Source organism: Xanthomarina sp. F2636L (genome assembly GCF_026410195.1).
Classification (GTDB): Bacteria; Bacteroidota; Bacteroidia; order Flavobacteriales; family Flavobacteriaceae; genus Xanthomarina.
Genome location: NZ_JAPMLM010000055.1, coordinates 374,070 through 396,615, shown reverse-complemented (window position 1 = coordinate 396,615; position 22,546 = coordinate 374,070). Strand labels below are relative to the sequence as shown.

The following is a 22,546-nucleotide window of genomic DNA, read 5'->3' as shown; positions in this document are numbered from 1 at the left end:
TTGATTTTATTTTGGTTACAAGTTATTTTATTGTGCCAACCATATCTTCTGGTTTAACCCAAGCATCATAATCTTCGGCAGTTACATAGCCTAAATTAACAGCCTCTTCTTTTAAAGTTGTTCCATTTTTATGAGCTGTATTGGCAATTTCAGCTGCTTTATAATACCCAATTTTAGTATTTAAAGCTGTAACAAGCATTAACGAGTTGTTTAATAATTGCTTTATTACTTCATGATTTGGTTTAATACCTTCAGCACAGTGTTCGTTAAAACTCATACAGGCATCTCCTAATAATTGAGCTGATTGTAGGACATTAGCAGCCATCATTGGTTTAAAGACGTTTAATTCGTAATGACCTTGCGTTCCTCCAACAGTTACAGCCACATCGTTACCCATAACTTGAGCGCAAACCATAGTTAACGCTTCAGATTGGGTAGGATTTACTTTTCCAGGCATAATGGAACTTCCAGGTTCGTTGGCAGGAATAATAATTTCACCAATTCCTGAACGTGGTCCTGAAGCCATCATTCTTATATCATTAGCTATTTTATTTAGAGAAACAGCCAATTGTTTTAAAGCACCATGAGTTTCTACCAAGGCATCGTGAGCAGCTAAGGCTTCAAATTTATTTTCAGCAGTTACAAAAGGCAGATTAGTAAATTTTGCAATGTATTCAGCAACTAATTCGGAGTAACCATCTGGAGTATTTAAACCTGTTCCAACAGCAGTTCCACCCAAAGCTAATTCTGCTAAATGTGGTAAAGTGTTTTCAAGGGCTTTTAAACCATGATCTAATTGAGATACATAGCCTGAAAACTCTTGACCTAATGTAAGTGGTGTGGCGTCCATTAAATGTGTGCGTCCAATTTTAACCACATTTTTAAACTCTATAGATTTATTATGAAGTGTGTTTCTTAACTGAATAACACCATGAATGGTGTTTTCTACTATTTTCTTATAAGCAGCAATGTGCATCCCTGTTGGAAAGGTATCGTTTGAGGATTGCGACTTATTAACATCGTCATTAGGTTGAATGGTTTTATCTCCTTCACCTATAATTTTTCCAGCAATTTGATGCGCTCTGTTGGCAATAACTTCATTGACATTCATGTTGCTTTGTGTACCAGAACCCGTTTGCCAGATCACCAATGGAAATTGATCATCATGTTTTCCTTCTAAGATTTCATCGCAAACTTGAGCAATTAAATCGCGTTTTTCTTCTGAAAGGACTTTTAAATCACAATTTGTATATGCAGCAGCTTTTTTTAAATAAGCAAATCCGTAAACAATTTCTAAAGGCATGGAAGCAGGAGCTCCAATTTTAAAATTATTTCTAGAGCGTTCTGTTTGCGCTCCCCAAAGTTTGTCAGCAGGCACTTTAACTTCGCCCATGGTATCTTTTTCTATTCTAAAAGTCATGATTTAAATATAATTTATTGTAAAAACAAATTTACGATTTTATGCCTAAATTATTTAACAGTTAGGAAGTTATTTGTAAGAAAATATTTGATAGAATTTTCATAATGATTTAAAAAGCCTACTTTTATTTTAAATTCATGTCATCTAACTATGCCTATAGTTCCAGATAATAAAAAAATTAATTTGCAAGAAGCCATATCTATTGGCATTGGAGGTATGGTGGGAGGAGGTATCTTTGCAGTTTTAGGTTTAGCTGTCTCATTAGCACAAGGTGGTACACCAATAGCCTTTTTTTTCGCCGGAATAATAGCCTGTCTTACCGCCTATAGTTATTCAAAACTTTCTCTGGCTTTTCCTGATAGAGGAGGTACTGTAAAGTTTATAAATCAAGGTTTTGGAAAGACGGTATTTAGTGGTGCCATTAATAATTTATTGTGGATAAGTTATATTATTATGTTGTCGCTTTATGCTTCAGCATTTGGGTCTTATGCTCCAAATTTATATGTTATAACAGGAAATACATCCTTAGATTTTCATATTTATTTGAGTGGTATTATTATTTTGGCAACCGTAATTAATTACTATAGTATTGCAGTAGTTAGTAAAATTGAATCTTATGCTGTAATTATAAAGTTAATTATACTAATAGGGTTTGTAATTATTGGATTTTATGGGTTATTTGGTAATCCAAGTGTTGAACAATTGTCTGTTTCGAATTGGGAGAGTCCGTTATTGTTATTAACAGGAGGGATGGTTATTTTTGTAGCTTATGAAGGATTTGAATTAATTGCTAATGCAGCACCAGATATTATTAATCCTGAAATAAATATTCCAAAAGCTTATAATTATTCAGTTTGGTTTGTAGTATGTCTTTATGTTGTTATTGCCATAGTTACTGTTGGATCTTTGTCATTTGATACAATAGCAAAATCAGAAGATTATGTTTTAGCAGAAGCTGCTAAGCCCATGCTTGGAAAAGTAGGCTTTACTATAATTACCGTTGCAGCTTTAATTTCAACTTTTTCAGCTATTAATGCTTCACTTTATGGAGGTAGTCGGGTTAGTTTTGAAGTAGCTGAGGATGATGAACTACCACATCATTTAACAAGTAAACTATGGAATCAACCAGTAGGATTAATTATTACTGCTGTATTAACCTTATTAATTGCAAACACCTTAGAACTTGAAAGTATATCTACAGCTGGAAGTGCTGGATTTTTATTGATTTTTGCAATTGTAAATTATGTGGCTTATAAATTATCGAAAGAAATTAATGGGAAAGGAACAATTTCTTTTCTAGGGTTTATTATGTGTTCTTCAGCATTTGTTACTTTAATGATTCAACAATACACATCTAATTTTGTTGGGGTTATAGTTATAATTACTCTATTATTAAGCTGTTTTATTTTAGAATATCTTTATAAAAATCAGGAGTCAAGAAAAAACATTAATAAAGATGTTAATAAATCTTAAATTTACTATTGTATACAAAAACCATTTCTTGTATCTTTGCGATAGTTATCTAAAAAAGAAATTTTTATTATGTTCGATTTTGACCAGTACTTAGGATTTATAGCATTCTTAACCATACTTACCATAGGTTTTTGGTTAATGATATTTTTATTAACTTTCGTTATACCTTATTGGATTGGTGGAGCATTGGTAGAACGTATGAAAGAAATTAAAGAAGAGAAAAAAGCTAAACGCGAATTAAACAGCTAAATAGCTTTATTATTATAATATTTGGAATTAATCGTCTAGAAAGAAATTTTTAGACGATTTTTTTGTCGCTTAAATTTATCAAAACTTGTTTTATTTATAACAAAATCTAAACTGATGTTATTATAAAAAGTTTTAATTCTCTAATAAAAAATAGTCTAAACAGATACAAAAAAAGAGCTACCCTTACAGATAGCTCTTTTAACTTATACTATTATTTCTTCTAAGTCTTATCCTTCAAAATCCATGTCATCTCCACCACCATAATTACGTTGTTGACGTTTCTTTTGTTGGTTGAATCTATATGTAAACGATAAGTTGATGCTACGTTCTCTCCATTGAAACTCTGATGTACCTGTATAAGTTGGTGTATTGGTGTCCATAGTACGTTTTCTAGAATTTAGTAAATCGCTTACGTTTAAAGCAATGGAGGCATTTTCACTAAATATATCTTTGCTAAAGGCCATGTTTGCAGAAAATACGCCATCTCTTTTATTTTGAGCATCTTCTGAAGGACCTCTATAGTTTAAGCTTGTTTGCCATTCAACTTTTCCTGGAAGCGTATATTTATTGTTTAATCTAGCAAACCAACTTGTACTTTTACTATCTAGAGATAATCCGTTTGGATCTGTTCCTGTTAAAGATTGTTGGAAAATATTAAAGTTTGTGTTGATGTTCCATTTACGAGAAGGACTATAGGTTACGGTAAATTCAAAACCATATCTATCTTCCTCTGCAAGGTTAATTGGTGTACGCTCAATAACTGAAAATTCTTGACCGTTAACATCTACTTTAACACCAGTATCAAAACTTATAAAGCTAAATACATCTGTAGCATGTTGGTAATAAGCTGAAGTGTTTAAAGAAACTTTACCAAACTTCTTGTAATAACCCAAATCAAACAATCCTGAATAACTTGGGGCTAATTCTGGGTTCCCTCTAAAAACGCTAGTAATACTAGAACGAGATGGGAAAGGATTAATAAACCAAGATCTAGGTCTTCGAATACGCCTGCTATAACCCAAAGTTACGTTTTCATCTTCACTTAGCTCATAACTTAAATTTACTGTTGGAAACAACCCTGTATAATCATTCTTACTATAATCTCCACTTGTAGGTTGATCTACAGTAATACGTGTGTTTTCTAAACGAAGCCCTAATAAGTATGAAAACTTACTTCCAATTTTACTACCAAATTGTGTGTAAGCAGCATTTACATATTCGCGATAGTTTAAGAAGTTTGATAAATTGTTATTAATTTCAAATTGATTTGTGTCTTCATCATAAATTTCAACTGTATAGTCGGTATCTTGATCATTGAAATTACCACGATATCCCAGTTCAAACTGGCTTGTTTCGCCTATTGGTAAAACATAATCTGCTTGCAGTAGAATTCTAGTTTGATCTTCAAGTGTAGCTACATTTTCTGTATTAAAACCTTCAAGTAGTACGCTAGAATATTCATCTTCCGAATTGTCTTCATATTGAAAGTCCATAGTTAACTTATGCCCACTATCATTAAAGTTTTTCATGAAATTTAAAGAGTACTGTATTACTTTATCATCCTCTTCTTCAGGATCAAAACGATTGTTTTGTGAAACAAATTGTTGATTTTCGTCAAGCTGAATCAAGGTATTTGTCGTATTACTTTCGTTATCACCATTTCTATAAGACACAGCACCTGTTAGAGAAGCAGAATCTGTAATATACCATTCTACACCAAAATTTGTACTTAAACCTTTTCTAATACGGTCGTATTCATTTGATTCATCTAGGTAGCTGTCTGGGTTATCTAAAATTAAATTACCATTACTATCGAAGTCTCTATTAAAATATTGAGTGTACGAGGAAGAGTTTCCAGGTACTTCTCTATAATCGTAACTTGTGGTATTAAAAATGTTTAAATCTCCTGTTCTGTAATTAATATTACCTGAAATACCAGCCGATTTAGGCCATCCAAGATTTGTAGTTACAGCGCCATTTAAACCTTGTAATTTACTTCTACGTAAAATAATATTTAAAATTCCTGCACTACCTTCTGCATCATATCTTGCAGAAGGAGAAGTGATAACCTCAACACGTTCTATTGATTCTGCTGGTAATTGACGTAAAGCATCTGTAGAGTTAATTCCAACTAAACCGGATGGTTTTCCATTAATTAAAATTTTAACGTTTTCGTTTCCTCTTAAAGAAACGTTTCCTTCTACATCTACAGCTACAGATGGCACGTTGTCTAAAACATCACTAACAGTACCTCCACGTACCGTTAAATCTTTACCAACGTTATATATTTTTTTATCTAATTTAATTTCAACTGTTGTAGTTTCAGCTATAATTTCAATTTCATCTAAAGCTTCTGTGTCTGCTTCTAATCTAATAGTTCCAATATTCTTATTTGCAGTAAGTGTTTGATTAGGAATAATCTGTTTTTTGAAAGAGATAAACTCTATGGAAATATCGTAGGTACCACTTGGCACTGGAATGCTAAAGTCACCGTTTTCACTAGTAATACCTCCTGTAACAATTCTGTTTTCTGCTTTGCTAAAAAAAGCAACAGTTGCGTATTCTAATGGTTGTCCTGTAGTTTTCTCTATAACTTTACCAGTTATGGTAACATCTTTTTGAGCTTGAATGGTAACAATTGTTACAATTGTAAATAGAAAGGATAATAAAAATTTATTCATGGTTGTATTTTTGAAATATAGGACTGCAAAAATAGAATTTGGTTTAGTGGTGATTGGTTAAATGTTTGTTAAATAAAAAAGCTTCAAAATTTAGAGGTTTTGAAGCTTGCTATTAACATTATAGAATTTCACTAATTTTTTCTGGAGGTCTTCCAATAACTGCTTTTTTTCCATTTATAACAATGGGTCTTTCTATAAGTTTAGGAAACTTAATCATGGCTTCTATAAGTTGAGTTTCAGTCAAGTCTTTACCTTTATAATTGTCTTTCCAAATAGACTCGTTTTTTCTAATTAAATCTTCAGCTTTTATGTTTAAAAGAGCAAGTAGGTTTTTTAATTCTTCTTTTGAAGGAATATCTTTTAAATAGGATCTGATTTCATAATCTTTACCAGACTCTTTAACTATTTCAAGCCCATTTCTAGATTTACTGCAACGAGGGTTGTGATATATTTTAATCATAATTATAAGGTTTTTTCTTCAGTTTTTTGTCCCATCATCATTAAATAGGCTTTTAAAAAGGGTTCTATATGTCCATCCATTACAGCATCTACATTTCCAGTTTCATGTCCTGAACGTACATCTTTAACTAGTTTATAGGGATGCATCACGTAATTTCTAATCTGGCTTCCCCATTCAATTTTCATTTTATCGGCTTCAATATCTTCTCGTTGCGCTAACTGCTTTTGTAATTCAATTTCATATAATTGCGATTTCAACATTTGCATGGCACGCGATCTATTATCGTGCTGCGAACGTGTTTCGGAACAAGAAATTTGAATGCCGGTTGGTTTATGAGTTAGTTGAACTTTTGTTTCTACTTTATTCACATTTTGTCCACCAGCCCCACTAGAACGTGCTGTTGTTATTTCAATATCTGCAGGATTAATATCTATTTCAATTGTATCGTCAACCAAAGGATATACATAAACAGAAGCAAAACTAGTATGACGTTTGGCATTGCTATCAAAAGGAGAAATACGCACCAATCTATGTACGCCATTTTCACCTTTAAGCCACCCAAAAGCATAATCGCCTTCAATTTCTATAGTCACCGTTTTTATTCCAGCAACATCTCCTTCTTGATGGTTGAGCTCTTTTACCTTAAATCCACTTTTTTCTGCATACATTAAATACATACGCATAAGCATGCTTGCCCAATCACAACTTTCAGTGCCTCCAGCTCCGGCAGTTATTTGAAGTACGGCACTTAAACTGTCTCCTTCTTCAGAGAGCATGTTTTTGAACTCTTGTTCTTCAATAAGATTTGTTAGATTCTCGAAACTGTTTTCTAAATCTTCTTGTGTAGATTCACCTTCTTTAAAGAATTCGTAAATAATTTCAAGTTCTTCATAGAGGCTTTTAGCTTTTTGAAAATCTTCAACCCATTTTTTCTTATTTCGAAGAGATTTCATTACAATTTCAGCAGCTGTAGAATCATTCCAGAACGTAGGAGAGAAAGTTTGTTCTTCTTCGTTTTGAATTTCAATTAGTTTGGCATCTATGTCAAAGATATTGTCTAAGCGAACTTAGACGTGTATTAAGATCTTTAATTTGATCTGAAGTAATCATATTCTTATTTTCTTTGCACAAAAGTAAAATTAATAATTGGCAGATAAAATATTCCTTGATTTAATTTTATAGTTTTATACTTTTAATTATTATATGATGATAATAGACTTAAGAAGTGATACGGTTACCAAACCAACAAAAGGTATGTTGGAAGCTATGATGCAAACACCAGTTGGTGACGATGTTTATAAAGAAGACCCAACAGTCAACGTCCTAGAGGAACGCTTAGCTAAGCTGTTTGGGAAGCCTAAAGCTTTGTTTTTTCCATCGGGAACTATGGCTAACCAAACAGCTATAAAGTTACACACCCATCCTGGAGACCAAGTTATATGCGATAAAGACGCACATATATATAATTACGAAGGTGGAGGCGCCTCTTTTAATAGTGGCGTTTCATGTAAGTTAATAAATGGGAACCGTGGCATGTTTACTGCAGAACAGGTTATTGAAGCTATTAATCCGCCAGATTTTTACCACAGTCCTTTAACTTCTTTGGTGGAAATAGAGAACACAACAAATAGAGGAGGTGGCGCATGTTGGGATTTTGAAGAATTAAATAAAATAAGAACTGTTTGTAATACACATAATCTCGGCTTTCATTTAGATGGAGCAAGAATTTGGAATGCTTTGGTGGCAAAAAATGAAGCTGCCAAAGATTATGGGAAAGTTTTCGATACAATTTCTGTGTGTTTAAGCAAAGGTCTTGGTTGTCCAATTGGTTCCGTTTTAATTGGCGATGAAGATATTATGGAAAACGCTATTAGAATTAGAAAAATTTTTGGTGGAGGCATGAGACAGGTTGGTTATTTAGCAGCAGCTGGAATTTATGCTTTAGATAACAATATAGAACGCTTGGCCGAAGATCATAAAAAAGCCAAAGAAATTGAAACCGTGTTAAGCAAACTATCCTTTGTTAAAAAGGTGGAACCTGTAGAGACTAATATTGTAATTTTTGAATTACAAGATCAATTAAACGATTCCAATTTCCTTAAAACACTTGAGAATAATAATATTCGTATAAGTAGCATGGGGCAAGGTAAGTTAAGAATAGTCACGCATTTAGATTATACTAATGACATGCATGATTACTTTTTGACATTTTTGAAAAACATGAGATTGTAATTTCACGTTTTAACTAAAAGCAAAAACAGATGATTCGTAATTTATTAATTTGCTTGACTTTTTTATGGTTTCAAAATAAGTTTAGTGAAACAGACTTTTTAATATATCATCAAGAATTTAATAAAGTTGAAGAGCTTATAGTTAACGAAGACTTTATTAAAGCTGAAAAGCAATTAAATGAATTACTAAATAATTATAAACCTGCATTTGCAAAGGATTATATTATTGCTTCTCAAATTTCCCTAATTAACAATAACAAATCTAAAGCTCTAGATTGGATAAAAGAAGCTTTTAAACATGGAGTAAAAATTAAATGTTTAAAAGAGATTCAGATTTTTAATGAGAAATTAAACGATTTTAATTGGCAGAAGTTAGAAACGTTATTTCCTGATTTATATATGGAATATCAATCAAAAATTAGCATTGGCGCATCAAAAGCATTTCATAGAAACTATCAAAAAGAACAGGGAAATAAAAGGAGTAAGGAATATAAAGGGATTGTTTACTCGAACTTTTATAAAATTAAAGAGGGTCTTGATAAAAATGCATATCCAGGCGAAAATATCATAGGTATTGATAATTCAGATGATGCTTCAAAAATTAACGACTGCGATTTAGACAATGCTAAAGTAACCGTTACACTTTTACATTATGATTATCCTATAAGTGATTTAACAGAAGAAAAGCTAATGACTGCTATAAAATCTGGAGCCATGCATCCCAGAGAGTTTGCAATAAGTTATGCCTTTCAAAAAGGCAGGGTTTCTATTTTATATCGAGTAAGCAGGAAAACGCGAGCAAATCTATCAAATTATCATTTTAATTTTCCTTTTGAGAAGCAATCAACAGATTTCAAAAAAGTGAATGCAGATCGTTCAAAATTTGGTATTTGTTCTATTGAGACAGATAAAATTAAACCTGAGATTGAAGAAAAATACGGTATTAAATTAAAGTTTGGCTATAGATAGAAGATCTTGTGTATTTAGCAAAAAACTTCGATTTGTCATTCAAAATGAGGTGAAGATTCTTTTTGATTTTATTGTAGGTTCTTCAACCGACTCCTCCTTCTGAATGACAAATGTATATTTCTTATTTATGTATCATACTAGTTTTCTTATTTAAACATATCCATACCTGGAATATTTGGCATCCCATCTTTTGCAACTGCTGCTAATTCAGCATCATTTATTTGTGTGGCGCGTGTAATGGCTTTATTAAGAGTTAAAAGTAAGTAATCTTCTAATTCTTCTTTGTCCTGTAATAAGCTGTCGTCAATACTAATAGATTTAATAGTTCTATTGGCAGTTAAAGTAACTTTTAGTTTATCGTCGTTACTTTTTTCATCAACTAAAACCGTGTCTAAACGTTTTTTTGTTTCTTCAACTTTTTTCTGGGTTTCTTTTAGTTTACCCATCATTCCCATAAGATCTCCAAACATAATTTTATAATTTATTAATTTAAGTACAAAGCTATTTAATTTTCATATTTTTGAAGCCAATAATTAAGTTAAAAATTTCTTCACATTTGAAAAACAATATATTTCCTCCTAAGGCAAAAAAAATACCAAAAAACCTTGTTGCTCATGACGATGTTCGTATTGATAATTACTATTGGTTAAACGATAGAGAAAATCAAGAGGTTTTAGATTATTTACATGCCGAAAACAATTATACCAAACGTATTATGAAACATACGGAACCTTTACAGGAACAGTTGTTTGAAGAAATGAAAGCTAGAATTAAGGAAGATGATCAATCGGTTCCATATAAATTTAATGGCTATTGGTATATTACTAGATTTGAAAAAGGAAAAGATTATCCTATTTATGCAAGAAAAAAAGATACTTTAGATGCGCCTGAAGAGTTGTTGTTTGATTGTAATGACATGGCTAAAGAGCATTCTTATTTCAGCTTAGGAAGCATCTCAATAAGTTTAGATAATAAGCTGGCTGCTTTTTCTACAGATACAGTTAGTAGAAGACAATACACCGTTCAAATTAAAAATTTGGTAACTGGTGAAATTTATCCTGAAAAAATTTTAAATACAACTGGTAGTGTTACTTGGGCTAACGATAATGAAACCGTATTTTATTCTCGAAAAGACGAGTTAACCCTTCGCTCTAACAGTGTTTTTAAACATAAATTACATACTAAAGTAGAAGAGGATATTGAAGTCTTTCATGAAACAGACGAAACCTTCAACACCTTTGTTTATAAGACTAAATCTAGAAAATACATTGTTATTGGCTCCTCGAGCACGTTAACTTCAGAGTATCGTATTCTTAATGCCGATACACCTAATAAAGAATTTAGAGTATTTAATAAAAGAGAAAGGGGGTTGGAATATTCTATAGCACATTATAAAGATCATTTTTATGTGCTTAATAATAATGATGATGCTATAAATTTTAAACTTCAAAAAACCAGCGAAAAACAGACAGAAAGTAAATATTGGCAAGATTTAATACCACATAGAAAAGATGTGCTATTAGAAGATATAGAGATTTTTAAAGATTATTTGGTAATTAGTGAAAGAGAGAAAGGTTTAAATACACTTCGCATTTTGAGTTGGGATGGAAATGAAGACTATTATTTACCTTTTGATAGTGAAACCTATACTGCTTATACTGGTAACAATCCAGACTTTAATAGCGATGTATTGCGTTACAGTTATAACTCGCTTACAACTCCAAGTTCTGTTATAGATTATAATTTCAAAACTAAAGTTCATGAAATTAAAAAAGAACAAGAAGTTTTAGATAAAAACTTCAAGAAAGAAAATTATGCATCAGAACGTATTTGGGTTACAGCTCGAGATGGTGTAAAGGTGCCTGTTTCATTAGTTTATAGAAAAGATTTAAAAAAAGAGTCAGGCAATCCGTTATTGCTTTATGCATACGGGTCTTATGGTTCTACAATTGATCCGTATTTTTCAACTGTAAGATTAAGCTTATTAGATAGAGGCTTTATTTATGCCATTGCGCATATTAGGGGAGGAGAGTATCTTGGTAGAGATTGGTACGAAAATGGAAAGTTATTATCTAAAATGAACACCTATTATGATTATATAGATTGTTCTAAATATTTAATTGATAAAAAATATACCTCAGAAAAACATTTATATGCATATGGTGGATCTGCAGGAGGACTTTTAATGGGAGTTATTATAAATCTTAATCCAGAATTGTACAGAGGTGTTTTGGCTATTGTACCTTTTGTAGATGTGGTAACAACGATGTTAGATGACAGCATTCCATTAACTACTGGAGAATATGACGAATGGGGAAATCCGAACGAAAAAGATTACTATGAGTATATAAAATCCTACTCTCCTTACGATAATATTACAGCACAAAACTATCCAAACCTATTGGTAACAACAGGTTTACACGATTCTCAAGTACAATATTGGGAACCAGCTAAATGGGTTGCTAAATTAAGAGAGTTTAAAACCGATACAAATAAATTATTGCTACATACAGATATGGAGACAGGACATGGTGGAGCTTCTGGACGTTTTGAAAGTTTAAAAGAAGTGGCTTTAGAGTATGCTTTTATACTGGATTTAGAAGGAATTACTCGTTAGTAAAAAATTTTATGTATTTTTGCAAGGTTTTAGGCTTCCATAGTTTTTGGTTGTCAAAAGATAACATGTATGAAAAAAAATAAACAAGTTTTTAATAATGTTTTAGAATTAGTTGGTAATACACCACTAATTAAACTAAATAAAATAACATCTCCTTTAAAAGGAAACTACTTTGCCAAAGTAGAGGCTTTTAATCCAGGACATTCTTCAAAAGATCGAATTGCACTTTATATAATAGAACAAGCTGAAAAAAAAGGAATATTAAAACCTGGTGATACTATTGTAGAAACAACTTCAGGTAATACAGGATTTAGTATTGCCATGGTAAGTATAGTTAAAGGCTACAAATGTATTCTTGCTGTAAGTTCTAAATCTTCAGCAGATAAAATCGACATGCTTAAATCTATGGGAGCGCAAGTTTATGTTTGCCCTGCACATGTTCCTGCAGACGACCCTAGATCTTATTACGAAGTGGCTAAAAGACTACATGAAGAAACCAAAGGTTCTGTATACATTAACCAATATTTTAATGAGTTGAATATTGATGCACATTACCATTCAACTGGTCCAGAAATATGGAATCAAACGGAAGGTAAAATTACGCATTTGGTAGCTTGTAGTGGAACAGGAGGGACTATTTCTGGAATTGGAAAATACCTTAAAGAGCAAAATCCTGATGTTAAAATCATTGGAGTAGATGCTTATGGTTCTGTTCTTAAAAAATATCATGAAACTCATGAGTTTGATGAAAAAGAAATTTACCCATACCGTATAGAAGGATTAGGTAAAAACTTAATCCCAACGGCAACAGATTTTGATATTATAGACGAGTTTGTAAAAGTAACTGACGATGAAAGTGCTCATACTGCAAGAGAAATTGCTAAAACAGAAGGCTTATTTGTTGGCTACACGTCTGGTGCAGCCATGCAAGCTATAAAGCAGCTTAACGAAGAAGGTACATTTACTGAAGATTCTAATGTGGTTGTAGTTTTTCCAGATCATGGATCACGTTATATGAGTAAAATTTATAGTGATGCATGGATGAATGATCAAGGTTTTTTAGATCATGACCACGAACATGAAGAATCTGCTCAAAGCATACAATATATAAAATAACTCCACTTTAAAACATGTTACTAATTTTAGTAACATGTTTTTGTTAATAATAGAGTGAAAAAAGATTATGTATTAAGTATTTAAATATCTAATTTTGCACTATTAAATCATGATTAATAGCTTATATGAAAGACTTATTCGATAAAATTTATAGAGATAAAGGACCATTAGGAAAATGGGCTTCACAAGCTGAAGGCTACTTTGTTTTTCCAAAATTAGAAGGTGAAATATCTAACAGAATGAAATTCCGAGGGAAGGAAGTCATTACTTGGAGTATTAATGATTATTTAGGTTTAGCAAATCACCCAGAAGTCAGAAAAGTAGATGCTCAAGCTGGAGCAGATTATGGTTCTGCTTATCCAATGGGAGCACGTATGATGTCTGGTCATACAGATATGCATGAGAAACTTCAAAATGAATTAGCTTCTTTCGTTAATAAAGAAGCTGCTTATTTACTTAACTTTGGTTATCAAGGTATGGTTTCGACTATAGATGCCTTAGTTGCTAAAGACGATATTATTGTTTATGATGTTGATGCCCACGCATGTATTATAGATGGTGTGCGCTTACATATGGGAAAACGTTTTACTTATAAACATAACGACATTGAAAGTTTAGAAAAGAATCTTGAAAGAGCTACAAAAATGGCTGAGCAAACTGGAGGGGGTATTTTAGTTATTTCTGAAGGCGTGTTCGGTATGAGAGGTGAGCAAGGTCGATTAAAAGAAATTGTTGCTCTTAAAGAAAAATTTAAATTCCGCTTTTTTGTTGATGATGCTCATGGTTTTGGAACTTTAGGTAAAACAGGAGCGGGAGCAGGAGAAGAGCAAGGTGTTCAAGATGGTATTGATGTATATTTTGCAACTTTTGCTAAATCTTTAGCTAGTACTGGAGCTTTCATAGCTGCAGATAAAGAAATAATTGATTACTTAAAATACAACTTACGTTCACAAATGTTTGCAAAATCTTTGCAAATGCAATTGGTGGTTGGTGCTTTAAAGCGTTTAGAAATGCTTAGAACCATGCCTGAGTTAAAAAATAAACTTTGGGAAAACACCAATGCTTTACAATCCGGTTTAAAGAAACGTGGTTTTGATATTGGTACCACACAAAGTTGTGTTACTCCGGTTTACTTAAAAGGAAGTATTCCTGAAGCCATGGCTTTAGTAAGAGACTTAAGAGAAAATTACGGTATTTTCTGTTCTATCGTTGTGTATCCAGTAATTCCAAAAGGATTAATATTATTACGTTTAATTCCTACTGCTACTCATACGTTAGATGATGTAAATGAAACGTTAGACGCTTTCGACGCTATTAGAGAAAGACTAGAAAACGGTACTTATAAAAGATTGTCTGCTTCAGTAGCAGCTTCTATGGATAAATAAAACTACTTATTTGTAGTATAAAAAAATCCGATAACAAACGTTATCGGATTTTTTTATTATAATTCTTTTCTAAAGGTTTTTCGTCGCTTAATAATTTCACAATCAAAATCCTTCCAAATTTGTTGAGAAGCCAAATTATCTGATAATTCTGGTAAGCGAATACAGGTTTCTATGTTTTGTTTTTTAAAAGTTTCATAAAATTCATTAAAAATTATAGCAGTCACACCTTTGTTTTGATAATGTGGTTCAACTCCAATTAAATAGAATAAAACAGTTTTACTATTCTTTTTGGCTTTCAATAATTTTAAAAACCCAAAAGGGAATAATTTACCGTTAGTTTCTTGAAGTGCTTCAGAAAACGAAGGCAAAACAATGGCAAATGCAACCATGTTATCATTTTCATCAAATACAAACTTGATATATTCTGGGTTGATAAAATTGATGAATTTTTGCTTAAAATAGTCTCTTTGAGCATTAGAAACAGGAACAAACGTTGATAGTTTAGAATAAGACTTATTAAAAAGGTCGAACATCCCATCAATATGTGGGATAATTTCTTTTGTTTTTGTGAACTTACTAGGTCTAAGCTTGAAGCGTTTGGTAATAATTTCATTAACTCTTTTAAAACGTTCTAAGGGTATGGTTTTAAAGGAAAACTTACTTTCTATATATTCTTTCTCTCCTAAAAAGCCTAAATCTTCAAAATGGGAGATGTAATATGGGTGATTATACCAAGTAGCCATAGTACCAATATGATCAAAACCATAGGTTAAAGCACCATTCTTATCCAAATTAGAAAATCCAACAGGACCTTCAACAAATTCTAAATTATGAGATTTTCCTATCTCAGTAACCTTATCTAACAAAGTTTTTGAAACTGAAAGATCTTCTATGGTATCAAACCAACCAAACCGCATTTTTTTTACTTTCTGTTCGTTAATTTCAGTCCAATTAACAATTGCAGCCACACGTCCAACAATCTCATTGTTTTTATAGGCTAGAAAAAATTGAGCTTCAGCATGAAGAAATGCCGGGTTTTTGTCTGAACTTAGCGTCGCTATTTCATCTGAAATAATAGGAGGTACCCAATATTTCGAGTTTTTATAAAGTTGAAAAGGAAACGTTACAAATGCTTTTAACTCCTTTTTATTTTTGACTTCTTTAAGTGTTATCATAGGTGTAAAAACATCAAATTAAATATCTGAATCAAAATCTATATCTTCTTTTTTTCTTTTATTCTTCTTTTCTCCACGAGCTTTGTTTTCTCGTCTTTCAAGTTCTTCTTCTGCCGAAGTACCATCTTTTTCTTCTTTATCCTTATGAAAATCTAAGCGATAGGAAGCACCTAAACTAACCCCAAACACAGAAGGTGTGTCTTTAGTGTTGAATGTAGCTGCAGCATCTACCTGAAAGTTTCTAGTCCATAAATAAGCGCCACCAAAACGAATGAGGTTGTCTGCATAAAAATCGCTACTTATGTTTTCAGATTCTGCAAAAACAGCCCATTGATCGGCAATAGACTTTGTTAATGTTAAAATGAAAGTAAAATCAGATTGGTCAGTTCCAATTCGATCTTTCACAAAGTTCATGACAAATACCCAACCTCCAGAAAAATTGTTTTGTGTAGAAATCATGATCTTTGGACTAAAACCTTCAACTCCAGCAGCCGTAAATGGATTGTCTTTAGTATCGAAATTTGCACCAGCATAAACAGCTACTGCAGGAATTAAATATTTCCATTTAAAGCTATGGTTAGCATTCCAACTGTATAAATTAGGTTTTTCTTCTTCGGCATTTTTAAAAGGATCGTAAACTAAATATTTAGCACCAAGAGTTAGGGTCTTAAAATCACTAAACTTACTTTCATTAGGAACCGTATTCGTGTATTCTCTTTTTGTAGATTGAAAAGTTCCCTCTAAGTTTAATTCTAGTTGTGGCCATAATAACCCATATCTTACGGCAAAATCAGCACCAAAACTTTTATCTTCTCTATCCAGAAGCTGATGTTTTTCGTTTAACATATATGGACCTGCTTCAAATTGAACCACGTTTGTTCCAACTGAAAAAGCACTTTGAGAAACTCCAGGTCTGTTGGAATTTATAACTTCGGTATATTGCGAATAAGCATTTAATGTAAAGGCAAAAGCTAATAAGAATACATAAGTTTTTAAAGATGTCATATGTAACATATTTAGTTGATTTGAAGCTGTAAAATATAACGGTTTGCTTTTTAGTGTTTTATAATTATAAACATGTGGCAAACTTATTATGCAGTTTAGTTTGAATCAAATATATAGATTTTATATTTTTTTTAAGTATTTATTTCACATTTTAAAAAAGGAGATTTGTATTTTTGTTTAAAATTATATCTATGCTACAGTATGCATCTATAACAGGCGTTTTAAGGGTTATTTTGATTATTCTATTAATTTATTATGGAATAAAAATACTATCCAGATTGTTTGCGCCTTTATTAATGAAATATGTTGCAAAAAAGGCAGAAGAGCGTTTTGGCGGGCAGTTTGGGCAATATCAACAGCCTAAACAAACTACGCAAGAAAAAAATAAAGAGGGCGAAGTATCTATAGATAAAGCACCTCAAAGAACAACTTCAAATAAAAATGTAGGAGAATATGTAGATTACGAAGAAATTGATTAATTTTCGCTTTCATAGTATAACATATTTTCATGTCTATTTCTTTTAAAAAATTCCTCCCTCACATCCTTGTTTTAATAGGATTCGTGATTATTTCCTTAACTTATTTTAGCCCTGTACTTCAAGGAAAATCTATTTACCAAAGTGATATTGTGCATTATATTGGTATGTCTAAGCAACAAAAAGATTTTAAACAAGCTACTGGCGAAGAGACATATTGGACAAATAGTGCTTTTGGAGGGATGCCAACTTATCAACTAGGAGCGCATTATCCCAATAATTATATTAAAAAGTTAGATTTAACACTCCGGTTTTTACCTAGGCCAGCAGATTATCTTTTTCTTTATTTTATAGGATTTTATATTCTATTATTGGTCTTAAAAGTAGATTATAAATTAGCTGCACTCGGGGGGCTTGCCTTTGGCTTTTCTACTTATTTAATTATTATACTGGGGGTTGGACATAATAGTAAAGCGCATGCAATTGCTTATATGCCTTTGGTTTTAAGTGGTATTTTATTAACCTTTAGAAAGCGCTATATTTTCGGATTTCTGCTAACTACTGTTGCTATGGCATTGGAGTTAGTGGCTAATCACTTTCAAATGACCTACTATTTGATGTTTTTAGTACTTGTTTTAGGAATTGCTTATTTAGTAGATGCTTATAAAAAACAAGAATTATCCCATTATTTTAAAACTGTGGGCATTTTATCATTAGCCGTTGTTTTAGCTATTGGACTTAACGCAACAAATATCTTAGCAACCCAAGAGTACGCCAAAGTAAGTACCAGAGGACCTAGTGAATTAACCATAAATGAAGATGGTTCTCCAAAAGAAATTACAACCGGACTTGATAGAGATTATATTACAGAATACAGTTATGGCATATTAGAGACCTTCAATTTGTATATTCCTAGATTTATGGGAGGTGGTAGTCATGAAGATGTTGGAAAGGATTCAGAGTCTTACCAGTTCTTTTTAAAGCAAGGAGTTCCACCATTGGAAGCCAGAGAATATGCCAAACAAACACCTACTTATTGGGGAAAACAAACTATTGTGGAAGCTCCAGCTTATATTGGAGCAGTTGTAATTTTCTTATTTATATTTGCGCTGTTTTTAGTAAAAGGTCGTTTAAAATGGTGGCTTGTTGGTGGAAGTTTATTATCCTTAATTTTATCATATGGAGATAGTCAGCCATTTAAGTTTATAACCGATTTTTTTATAGATTTCATACCTCTTTACAACAAATTTAGAGCAGTAAGTTCTACTCAAGTTATTCTAGAATTATGTATTCCTGTTTTAGCCATTTTTGGACTTGTAAAGCTTTTTAATAATTTTAATAAAGAAGAAGAAAAACTAAAAGCCTTAAAATATACAGTAATTATAACGGCTGGGTTGGCTGTAGTTTTCTTATTGTTTAAATCATCCTTGTTTAATTTTGTTGGAGGAAGCGATGGGTATTATCGTCAGAATTTTGGCCAACAATTTATGGACGCCTTAATTGCAGACAGAAAAGCCTTTTTTACGGCAGATACGTTTAGAACTTTAATTTTAGTTCTAATTGCAGCTGGAACCATCTATTTATTTTTGAAAAAGAAACTTTCCGAAACAAAAGTAATTATGGCTTTTGCAGTTTTAATTTTAATCGACTTGGTGGGTGTAGATAGACGTTATGTTAACAACGATTCTTTTGTGCCTTCCATAAGAATGAATAAACCGTATCAAGCTACTGAAGTTGATAAAGCTATCATGCAAGATTCAGAAAACTTTAGAGTTTTTGATTTGGTTTCTCGAGCCCCAGCTAAAGCCTCTTATTTCTACAATTCTTTATCGGGCTATCATGCAGCCAAATTAAAACGTTATGATGAGTTGTATGATTTTTATATTTCAAAAAACAACATCAACGTGTTAAACATGTTGAATACTAAATATATTATAGCTGAAGATGAAGAAGGAAATCCGTTTCCTTACACCAATCCAGATGCCAATGGAAATGCGTGGTTTATTGAAAACATTAAGTTTGTTAACTCGGCAAACGATGAAATAAAAGCTCTTGACAGTTTAGACACTAAAAAAGTAGCTATTATGATGACCGATGATAAATATGCTTCTTTTTTAAAGGAAGATATTATGATAGATACTACTGCTACAATTAAAGTTGAAACCTATAAGCCCAATTATATTAAATATAAATCTTCTAGTGCTGTTGATGGTTTTGCTGTGTTTTCTGAAATTTATTATAAAGATGGTTGGAATGCGTATATAGATGGACAATTAGCCCCACATACACGCGTAAATTACGTATTACGAGGAATGAATATTCCTGCAGGCAATCATGACATAGAATTTAAATTTGAACCACAGGTTGTAAAAACCGGTAGTAATATTGCACTGGCAAGCTCTATAATATTTGTTTTATTGCTTCTTGGAGGTTTGTTCTATAATTTTAAGAAGGAAGATAAATCTTAAATTCATTCTAAGACTTTACGACTGTAAAAATGACTAAAACCAAGGTTCTTATAATCGCGTACTATTGGCCACCAGCTGGAGGTCCAGGAGTACAACGTTGGTTGAAGTTTGTAAAATATTTACCAGAATTTGGTATAGAGCCAGTTGTTTATGTGCCATCAAACCCCAGTTATCCCATTATAGATGAAACTCTTTTAGAAGAAGTTTCAAATGAAATTACTATTCTAAAACAACCCATAAAAGAACCTTATAAATTTGCTGGATTTTTATCTAAATCCAAATCCAAGACCATAAGTAAAGGGATTATTCCTAAGGATAAGCAACAATCAATCATAGATAAATTACTGCTTTTTGTACGTGGAAATTTTTTTATTCCAGATGCTAGAAAGAGTTGGGTAAGACCTTCATTTAGATATTTGGATACCTATATATCAGATTATAATATAGAAACTGTTATTACAACAGGACCTCCACATAGTTTGCATCTTATCGGGCTCAAATTACAAAAAAGTTCAGGAGTTAATTGGATAGCAGATTTTAGAGATCCTTGGACAACTATTGGATATCATAAACAATTAAAACTTACTAACTACGCCAAACAGAAACACAAGGCGTTAGAAAAAGAAGTTCTTCAAAAGGCCAATCAAATTATAGTGACTAGTGAAGTAACAAAAAAGGAGTTTTCAAATATTACAGACAAGCCCATTTCGGTAATTACTAATGGTTACGATAGAAACTCGGTTGGGAATCCACCACTTGATAAAAAGTTTACTTTAGCCCATATTGGCTCTTTATTGTCTAAACGAAACCCAGAAGTACTCTGGAAAGTTTTAAAAGAACTTCTAGAGGAGCATGCAGATTTTGCTAAAGATTTAGAACTTCATTTTATAGGTTCAGTTAGTGCAGATGTATTAGAAACTTTAAAATTATATGGTTTAAGCTCTTATGTAAATAAACATAGTTATGTAACACATAATAAGGCGATTGAATTTCAAAAAAAATCTCAAGTTTTATTATTGATTGAAATAGATTCCGATGAAACTAAATGTATTATTCCAGGAAAACTATTTGAATATATGGTTTCTAATAGACCAATTTTAGCTATTGGTCCAAAAGATTCAGATGTTGAAACTATTCTTAAAGAAACCAATACCGGATCCTATTTTAATTATCAAGATCACGATGCCATAAAAAGGACCCTCTTAAATTTTTATAAATCATATAAAGAAGGGAATTTAAAATCTCATGCTATCGGATTGCAAAAATATAGTAGACAAGCTTTAACCGAATCTTTATCTAAATTGATTTTATGGGAGTTGTAGTAAATCAGTCTATAAAAAACACGCTTATTACTTATCTAGGCTTTGGAATTGGAGCTATAAATGTTATGTTTTTATATACTTCTTTTTTAAGTGACGAGTACTTCGGATTGGTAAGCTATTTACTTTCTACGGCTAATATTATGATGCCCCTTATGGCTTTTGGTGTTCATAATACTATCGTGAAATTTTATTCTTCCTTTAAAACAAAGCAATCTCAAAATAGCTTTTTAACCCTAATGTTATTTTTACCTTTATTGGTAATTATTCCGTTTGGTCTTATTGGATACTTCGCTTTTTCATTTATAAGTACATGGTTAGCAGGAGACAATATTATTGTAGTCGATTATGTGTGGCTTATTTATATTGCAGCCATAACTTTTGCTTACTTCGAAGTTTTTTATGCTTGGTCTAAAGTACAAATGCAAACTGTGTTTGGTAACTTTATGAAAGAGGTGTTTCATAGAGTTTGTACAACAGCTTTGCTTCTTATGTTGTATGCAGGATTCTTGACAGTAGATCAGTTTATTTACAGTGTCGTTGGTGTTTATGCTATGCGAATGCTTATTATGAAGTTGTATGCTTTTAGTCTTCGTTTTCCAAAGTTAAAATTTGAAAGAATCCCGAATCTTAAGTCTATTTTAAAATACACGACTTTAATAATTATTGCAGGTTCTGTAGCAAATGTGATTTTAGAAATAGATAAGTTTATGATTAATCGCTACGAAGCCATTGAAAACGTTGCTTATTACGGAGTCGCCATTTATATTGCTACGGTTATTGGAGTGCCTTACAGGTCTATGTATCAAATTGTTAATCCGTTAACGGCAAAACTTTTAAACGAAAAAAATAAAATTGATTTAAAGATTCTTTATAAAAAAAGTTCCTTAACCTTATTTATTATATCAGGGTTTATATTTCTATTAATTATTTTAAATATTAATGAACTTTACAAATTGATTGATGAAAATTATGTTGATGGATTGATAGTTGTATTTATAATTGGTCTTACTAAGTTGCTTGATAGCTTGTTAGGAAATAATAATGCTATCCTTTTTAATAGTGATTATTACAGAATGGTTCTAGTTTTAGGTGCTTTTCTGGCTGTACTAACAGTAGTCCTAAATATGATTTTTATTCCTTTATATGGAATAAATGGGGCTGCTTTTGCAACGTTTATTGCTATTCTAATTTACAACATATCTAAAATTGTCTTTGTATATATTAAGTTTAAAATGTTGCCTTTTACTGCAAATACCGTAAAGGTTATTTTGCTTTTGTTAGTAAGTTTAGGTGTGTTTTATTTCTGGGACTTTCCATTTCATCCAATTGTAAATATTGCTCTAAAAAGTTTGCTGATTTCTTTAAGCTATGGCTTTTTAGTGTATTGGCTTAATCTATCTGATGATATTTCAATCTTATTAAATAAAATATTAAGAATCAATAAAAACTAAAAAAAGGAAAATCCCACAATGTTGCTTTGAGGCAAACTACTTGCAGGA

At 31.7% G+C, this 22,546-nt stretch carries 18 protein-coding genes; 11 read left to right on the top strand and 7 right to left on the bottom strand.

The genetic code is table 11. From position 1 onward, the window contains the following. Nucleotides 1-22 precede the first annotated feature (22 nt). Entirely contained in the window at nt 23-1,420 is a 1,398-nt protein-coding gene (gene fumC, locus OS191_RS02845) for a class II fumarate hydratase (protein ID WP_267154199.1), read from the bottom strand. Nucleotides 1,421-1,570: 150 nt separating this feature from the next. On the opposite strand from fumC, the gene OS191_RS02840 reads away from it, so the two are divergent. Both OS191_RS02840 and OS191_RS02835 read left to right on the top strand, forming a co-directional pair. Continuing rightward, the gene (locus tag OS191_RS02840) at nt 1,571-2,893 is read left to right on the top strand and encodes an APC family permease (RefSeq protein ID WP_267154198.1); all 1,323 of its coding nucleotides are present in this window, start codon (nt 1,571-1,573) and stop codon (nt 2,891-2,893) included. Nucleotides 2,894-2,962: 69 nt separating this feature from the next. Next, nucleotides 2,963-3,142, top strand: a complete 180-nt coding sequence (locus OS191_RS02835) for a hypothetical protein (RefSeq protein WP_267154197.1) — start codon at nt 2,963-2,965, stop codon at nt 3,140-3,142. A 227-nt stretch (nt 3,143-3,369) separates the two neighbouring features. Here the strand turns inward: OS191_RS02835 and OS191_RS02830 are convergent, their stop codons facing one another. The 3 genes from OS191_RS02830 to prfB form a co-directional block, all read right to left on the bottom strand. Then, entirely contained in the window at nt 3,370-5,823 is a 2,454-nt protein-coding gene (locus OS191_RS02830; RefSeq protein WP_267154196.1) for a TonB-dependent receptor, read from the bottom strand. 118 nt (nt 5,824-5,941) lie between these two features. Beyond that, entirely contained in the window at nt 5,942-6,283 is a 342-nt protein-coding gene (gene arsC, locus OS191_RS02825; RefSeq protein WP_267154195.1) for an arsenate reductase (glutaredoxin), read from the bottom strand. Between the two features lie 2 nt (nt 6,284-6,285). Beyond that, nucleotides 6,286-7,393 (bottom strand): peptide chain release factor 2 gene (gene prfB, locus OS191_RS02820; protein ID WP_267154194.1). Its coding sequence is split into 2 segments (ribosomal slippage): nt 6,286-7,329 and nt 7,331-7,393, totalling 1,107 coding nucleotides; the frame shifts between segments, so codons are not numbered across the junction. 96 nt (nt 7,394-7,489) lie between these two features. Between prfB and OS191_RS02815 the strand changes: the two genes are divergently transcribed. Together OS191_RS02815 and OS191_RS02810 are read left to right on the top strand one after the other, a co-directional pair. Further along, a complete protein-coding gene (locus OS191_RS02815; protein ID WP_267154288.1) occupies nt 7,490-8,515 on the top strand; it encodes a threonine aldolase family protein in 1,026 nt (341 codons plus the stop codon). A 29-nt stretch (nt 8,516-8,544) separates the two neighbouring features. Continuing rightward, nucleotides 8,545-9,483 (top strand): hypothetical protein, encoded by a 939-nt coding sequence (locus tag OS191_RS02810; protein WP_267154193.1) that lies wholly within the window; start codon nt 8,545-8,547, stop codon nt 9,481-9,483. A gap of 146 nt (nt 9,484-9,629) precedes the next feature. Here OS191_RS02810 and OS191_RS02805 read toward each other — a convergent pair whose 3' ends face one another. Beyond that, nucleotides 9,630-9,953, bottom strand: coding sequence for a YbaB/EbfC family nucleoid-associated protein (locus OS191_RS02805; protein WP_267154192.1), 324 nt, complete (start codon nt 9,951-9,953; stop codon nt 9,630-9,632). A gap of 86 nt (nt 9,954-10,039) precedes the next feature. Between OS191_RS02805 and OS191_RS02800 the strand changes: the two genes are divergently transcribed. The 3 genes from OS191_RS02800 to capB all read left to right on the top strand — a co-directional run bounded on the left by OS191_RS02800 (nt 10,040) and on the right by capB (nt 14,601). Next, the gene (locus OS191_RS02800) at nt 10,040-12,100 is read left to right on the top strand and encodes a S9 family peptidase (RefSeq protein ID WP_267154191.1); all 2,061 of its coding nucleotides are present in this window, start codon (nt 10,040-10,042) and stop codon (nt 12,098-12,100) included. A 69-nt stretch (nt 12,101-12,169) separates the two neighbouring features. Further along, nucleotides 12,170-13,216: a cysteate synthase gene (gene capA / locus OS191_RS02795; protein WP_267154190.1), complete on the top strand. Its 1,047-nt coding sequence runs from the start codon at nt 12,170-12,172 to the stop codon at nt 13,214-13,216. 125 nt (nt 13,217-13,341) lie between these two features. After that, complete coding sequence (capB, locus tag OS191_RS02790; protein ID WP_267154189.1) at nt 13,342-14,601, top strand: cysteate-C-fatty acyltransferase; 1,260 nt, start codon at nt 13,342-13,344, stop codon at nt 14,599-14,601. Nucleotides 14,602-14,657: 56 nt separating this feature from the next. Here the strand turns inward: capB and OS191_RS02785 are convergent, their stop codons facing one another. Continuing rightward, nucleotides 14,658-15,776, bottom strand: coding sequence for a GTP cyclohydrolase (locus tag OS191_RS02785; RefSeq protein WP_267154188.1), 1,119 nt, complete (start codon nt 15,774-15,776; stop codon nt 14,658-14,660). 18 nt (nt 15,777-15,794) lie between these two features. Next, complete coding sequence (locus OS191_RS02780; RefSeq protein ID WP_267154187.1) at nt 15,795-16,781, bottom strand: transporter; 987 nt, start codon at nt 16,779-16,781, stop codon at nt 15,795-15,797. Between the two features lie 191 nt (nt 16,782-16,972). On the opposite strand from OS191_RS02780, the gene OS191_RS02775 reads away from it, so the two are divergent. From OS191_RS02775 to OS191_RS02760, 4 genes are read left to right on the top strand one after another with little or no spacing between them, the layout of a single operon-like run. Next, nucleotides 16,973-17,260, top strand: coding sequence for a DUF4834 family protein (locus OS191_RS02775; protein ID WP_267154186.1), 288 nt, complete (start codon nt 16,973-16,975; stop codon nt 17,258-17,260). Nucleotides 17,261-17,289: 29 nt separating this feature from the next. Then, a complete protein-coding gene (locus OS191_RS02770; RefSeq protein WP_267154185.1) occupies nt 17,290-19,725 on the top strand; it encodes a YfhO family protein in 2,436 nt (811 codons plus the stop codon). A 29-nt stretch (nt 19,726-19,754) separates the two neighbouring features. Further along, complete coding sequence (locus OS191_RS02765; protein ID WP_267154184.1) at nt 19,755-21,047, top strand: glycosyltransferase family 4 protein; 1,293 nt, start codon at nt 19,755-19,757, stop codon at nt 21,045-21,047. Further along, on the top strand, nt 21,035-22,498 hold the full coding sequence (locus tag OS191_RS02760) for a lipopolysaccharide biosynthesis protein (protein WP_267154183.1): 1,464 nt from the start codon (nt 21,035-21,037) through the stop codon (nt 22,496-22,498). Before OS191_RS02765 ends, OS191_RS02760 begins: the two co-directional genes overlap by 13 nt. Nucleotides 22,499-22,546 lie beyond the last annotated feature (48 nt).

What these genes read in the sequence shown, in the direction of transcription:
- fumC (WP_267154199.1), bottom strand. Translation starts at nt 1,420, where the DNA reads ATGACTTTTAGAATAGAAAAAGATACCATGGGCGAAGTTAAAGTGCCT.
- OS191_RS02840 (WP_267154198.1), top strand. Translation starts at nt 1,571, where the DNA reads ATGCCTATAGTTCCAGATAATAAAAAAATTAATTTGCAAGAAGCCATA.
- OS191_RS02835 (WP_267154197.1), top strand. Translation starts at nt 2,963, where the DNA reads ATGTTCGATTTTGACCAGTACTTAGGATTTATAGCATTCTTAACCATA.
- OS191_RS02830 (WP_267154196.1), bottom strand. Translation starts at nt 5,823, where the DNA reads ATGAATAAATTTTTATTATCCTTTCTATTTACAATTGTAACAATTGTT.
- arsC (WP_267154195.1), bottom strand. Translation starts at nt 6,283, where the DNA reads ATGATTAAAATATATCACAACCCTCGTTGCAGTAAATCTAGAAATGGG.
- OS191_RS02815 (WP_267154288.1), top strand. Translation starts at nt 7,490, where the DNA reads ATGATAATAGACTTAAGAAGTGATACGGTTACCAAACCAACAAAAGGT.
- OS191_RS02810 (WP_267154193.1), top strand. Translation starts at nt 8,545, where the DNA reads ATGATTCGTAATTTATTAATTTGCTTGACTTTTTTATGGTTTCAAAAT.
- OS191_RS02805 (WP_267154192.1), bottom strand. Translation starts at nt 9,953, where the DNA reads ATGTTTGGAGATCTTATGGGAATGATGGGTAAACTAAAAGAAACCCAG.
- capA (WP_267154190.1), top strand. Translation starts at nt 12,170, where the DNA reads ATGAAAAAAAATAAACAAGTTTTTAATAATGTTTTAGAATTAGTTGGT.
- capB (WP_267154189.1), top strand. Translation starts at nt 13,342, where the DNA reads ATGAAAGACTTATTCGATAAAATTTATAGAGATAAAGGACCATTAGGA.
- OS191_RS02785 (WP_267154188.1), bottom strand. Translation starts at nt 15,776, where the DNA reads ATGATAACACTTAAAGAAGTCAAAAATAAAAAGGAGTTAAAAGCATTT.
- OS191_RS02780 (WP_267154187.1), bottom strand. Translation starts at nt 16,781, where the DNA reads ATGACATCTTTAAAAACTTATGTATTCTTATTAGCTTTTGCCTTTACA.
- OS191_RS02775 (WP_267154186.1), top strand. Translation starts at nt 16,973, where the DNA reads ATGCTACAGTATGCATCTATAACAGGCGTTTTAAGGGTTATTTTGATT.
- OS191_RS02770 (WP_267154185.1), top strand. Translation starts at nt 17,290, where the DNA reads ATGTCTATTTCTTTTAAAAAATTCCTCCCTCACATCCTTGTTTTAATA.
- OS191_RS02765 (WP_267154184.1), top strand. Translation starts at nt 19,755, where the DNA reads ATGACTAAAACCAAGGTTCTTATAATCGCGTACTATTGGCCACCAGCT.
- OS191_RS02760 (WP_267154183.1), top strand. Translation starts at nt 21,035, where the DNA reads ATGGGAGTTGTAGTAAATCAGTCTATAAAAAACACGCTTATTACTTAT.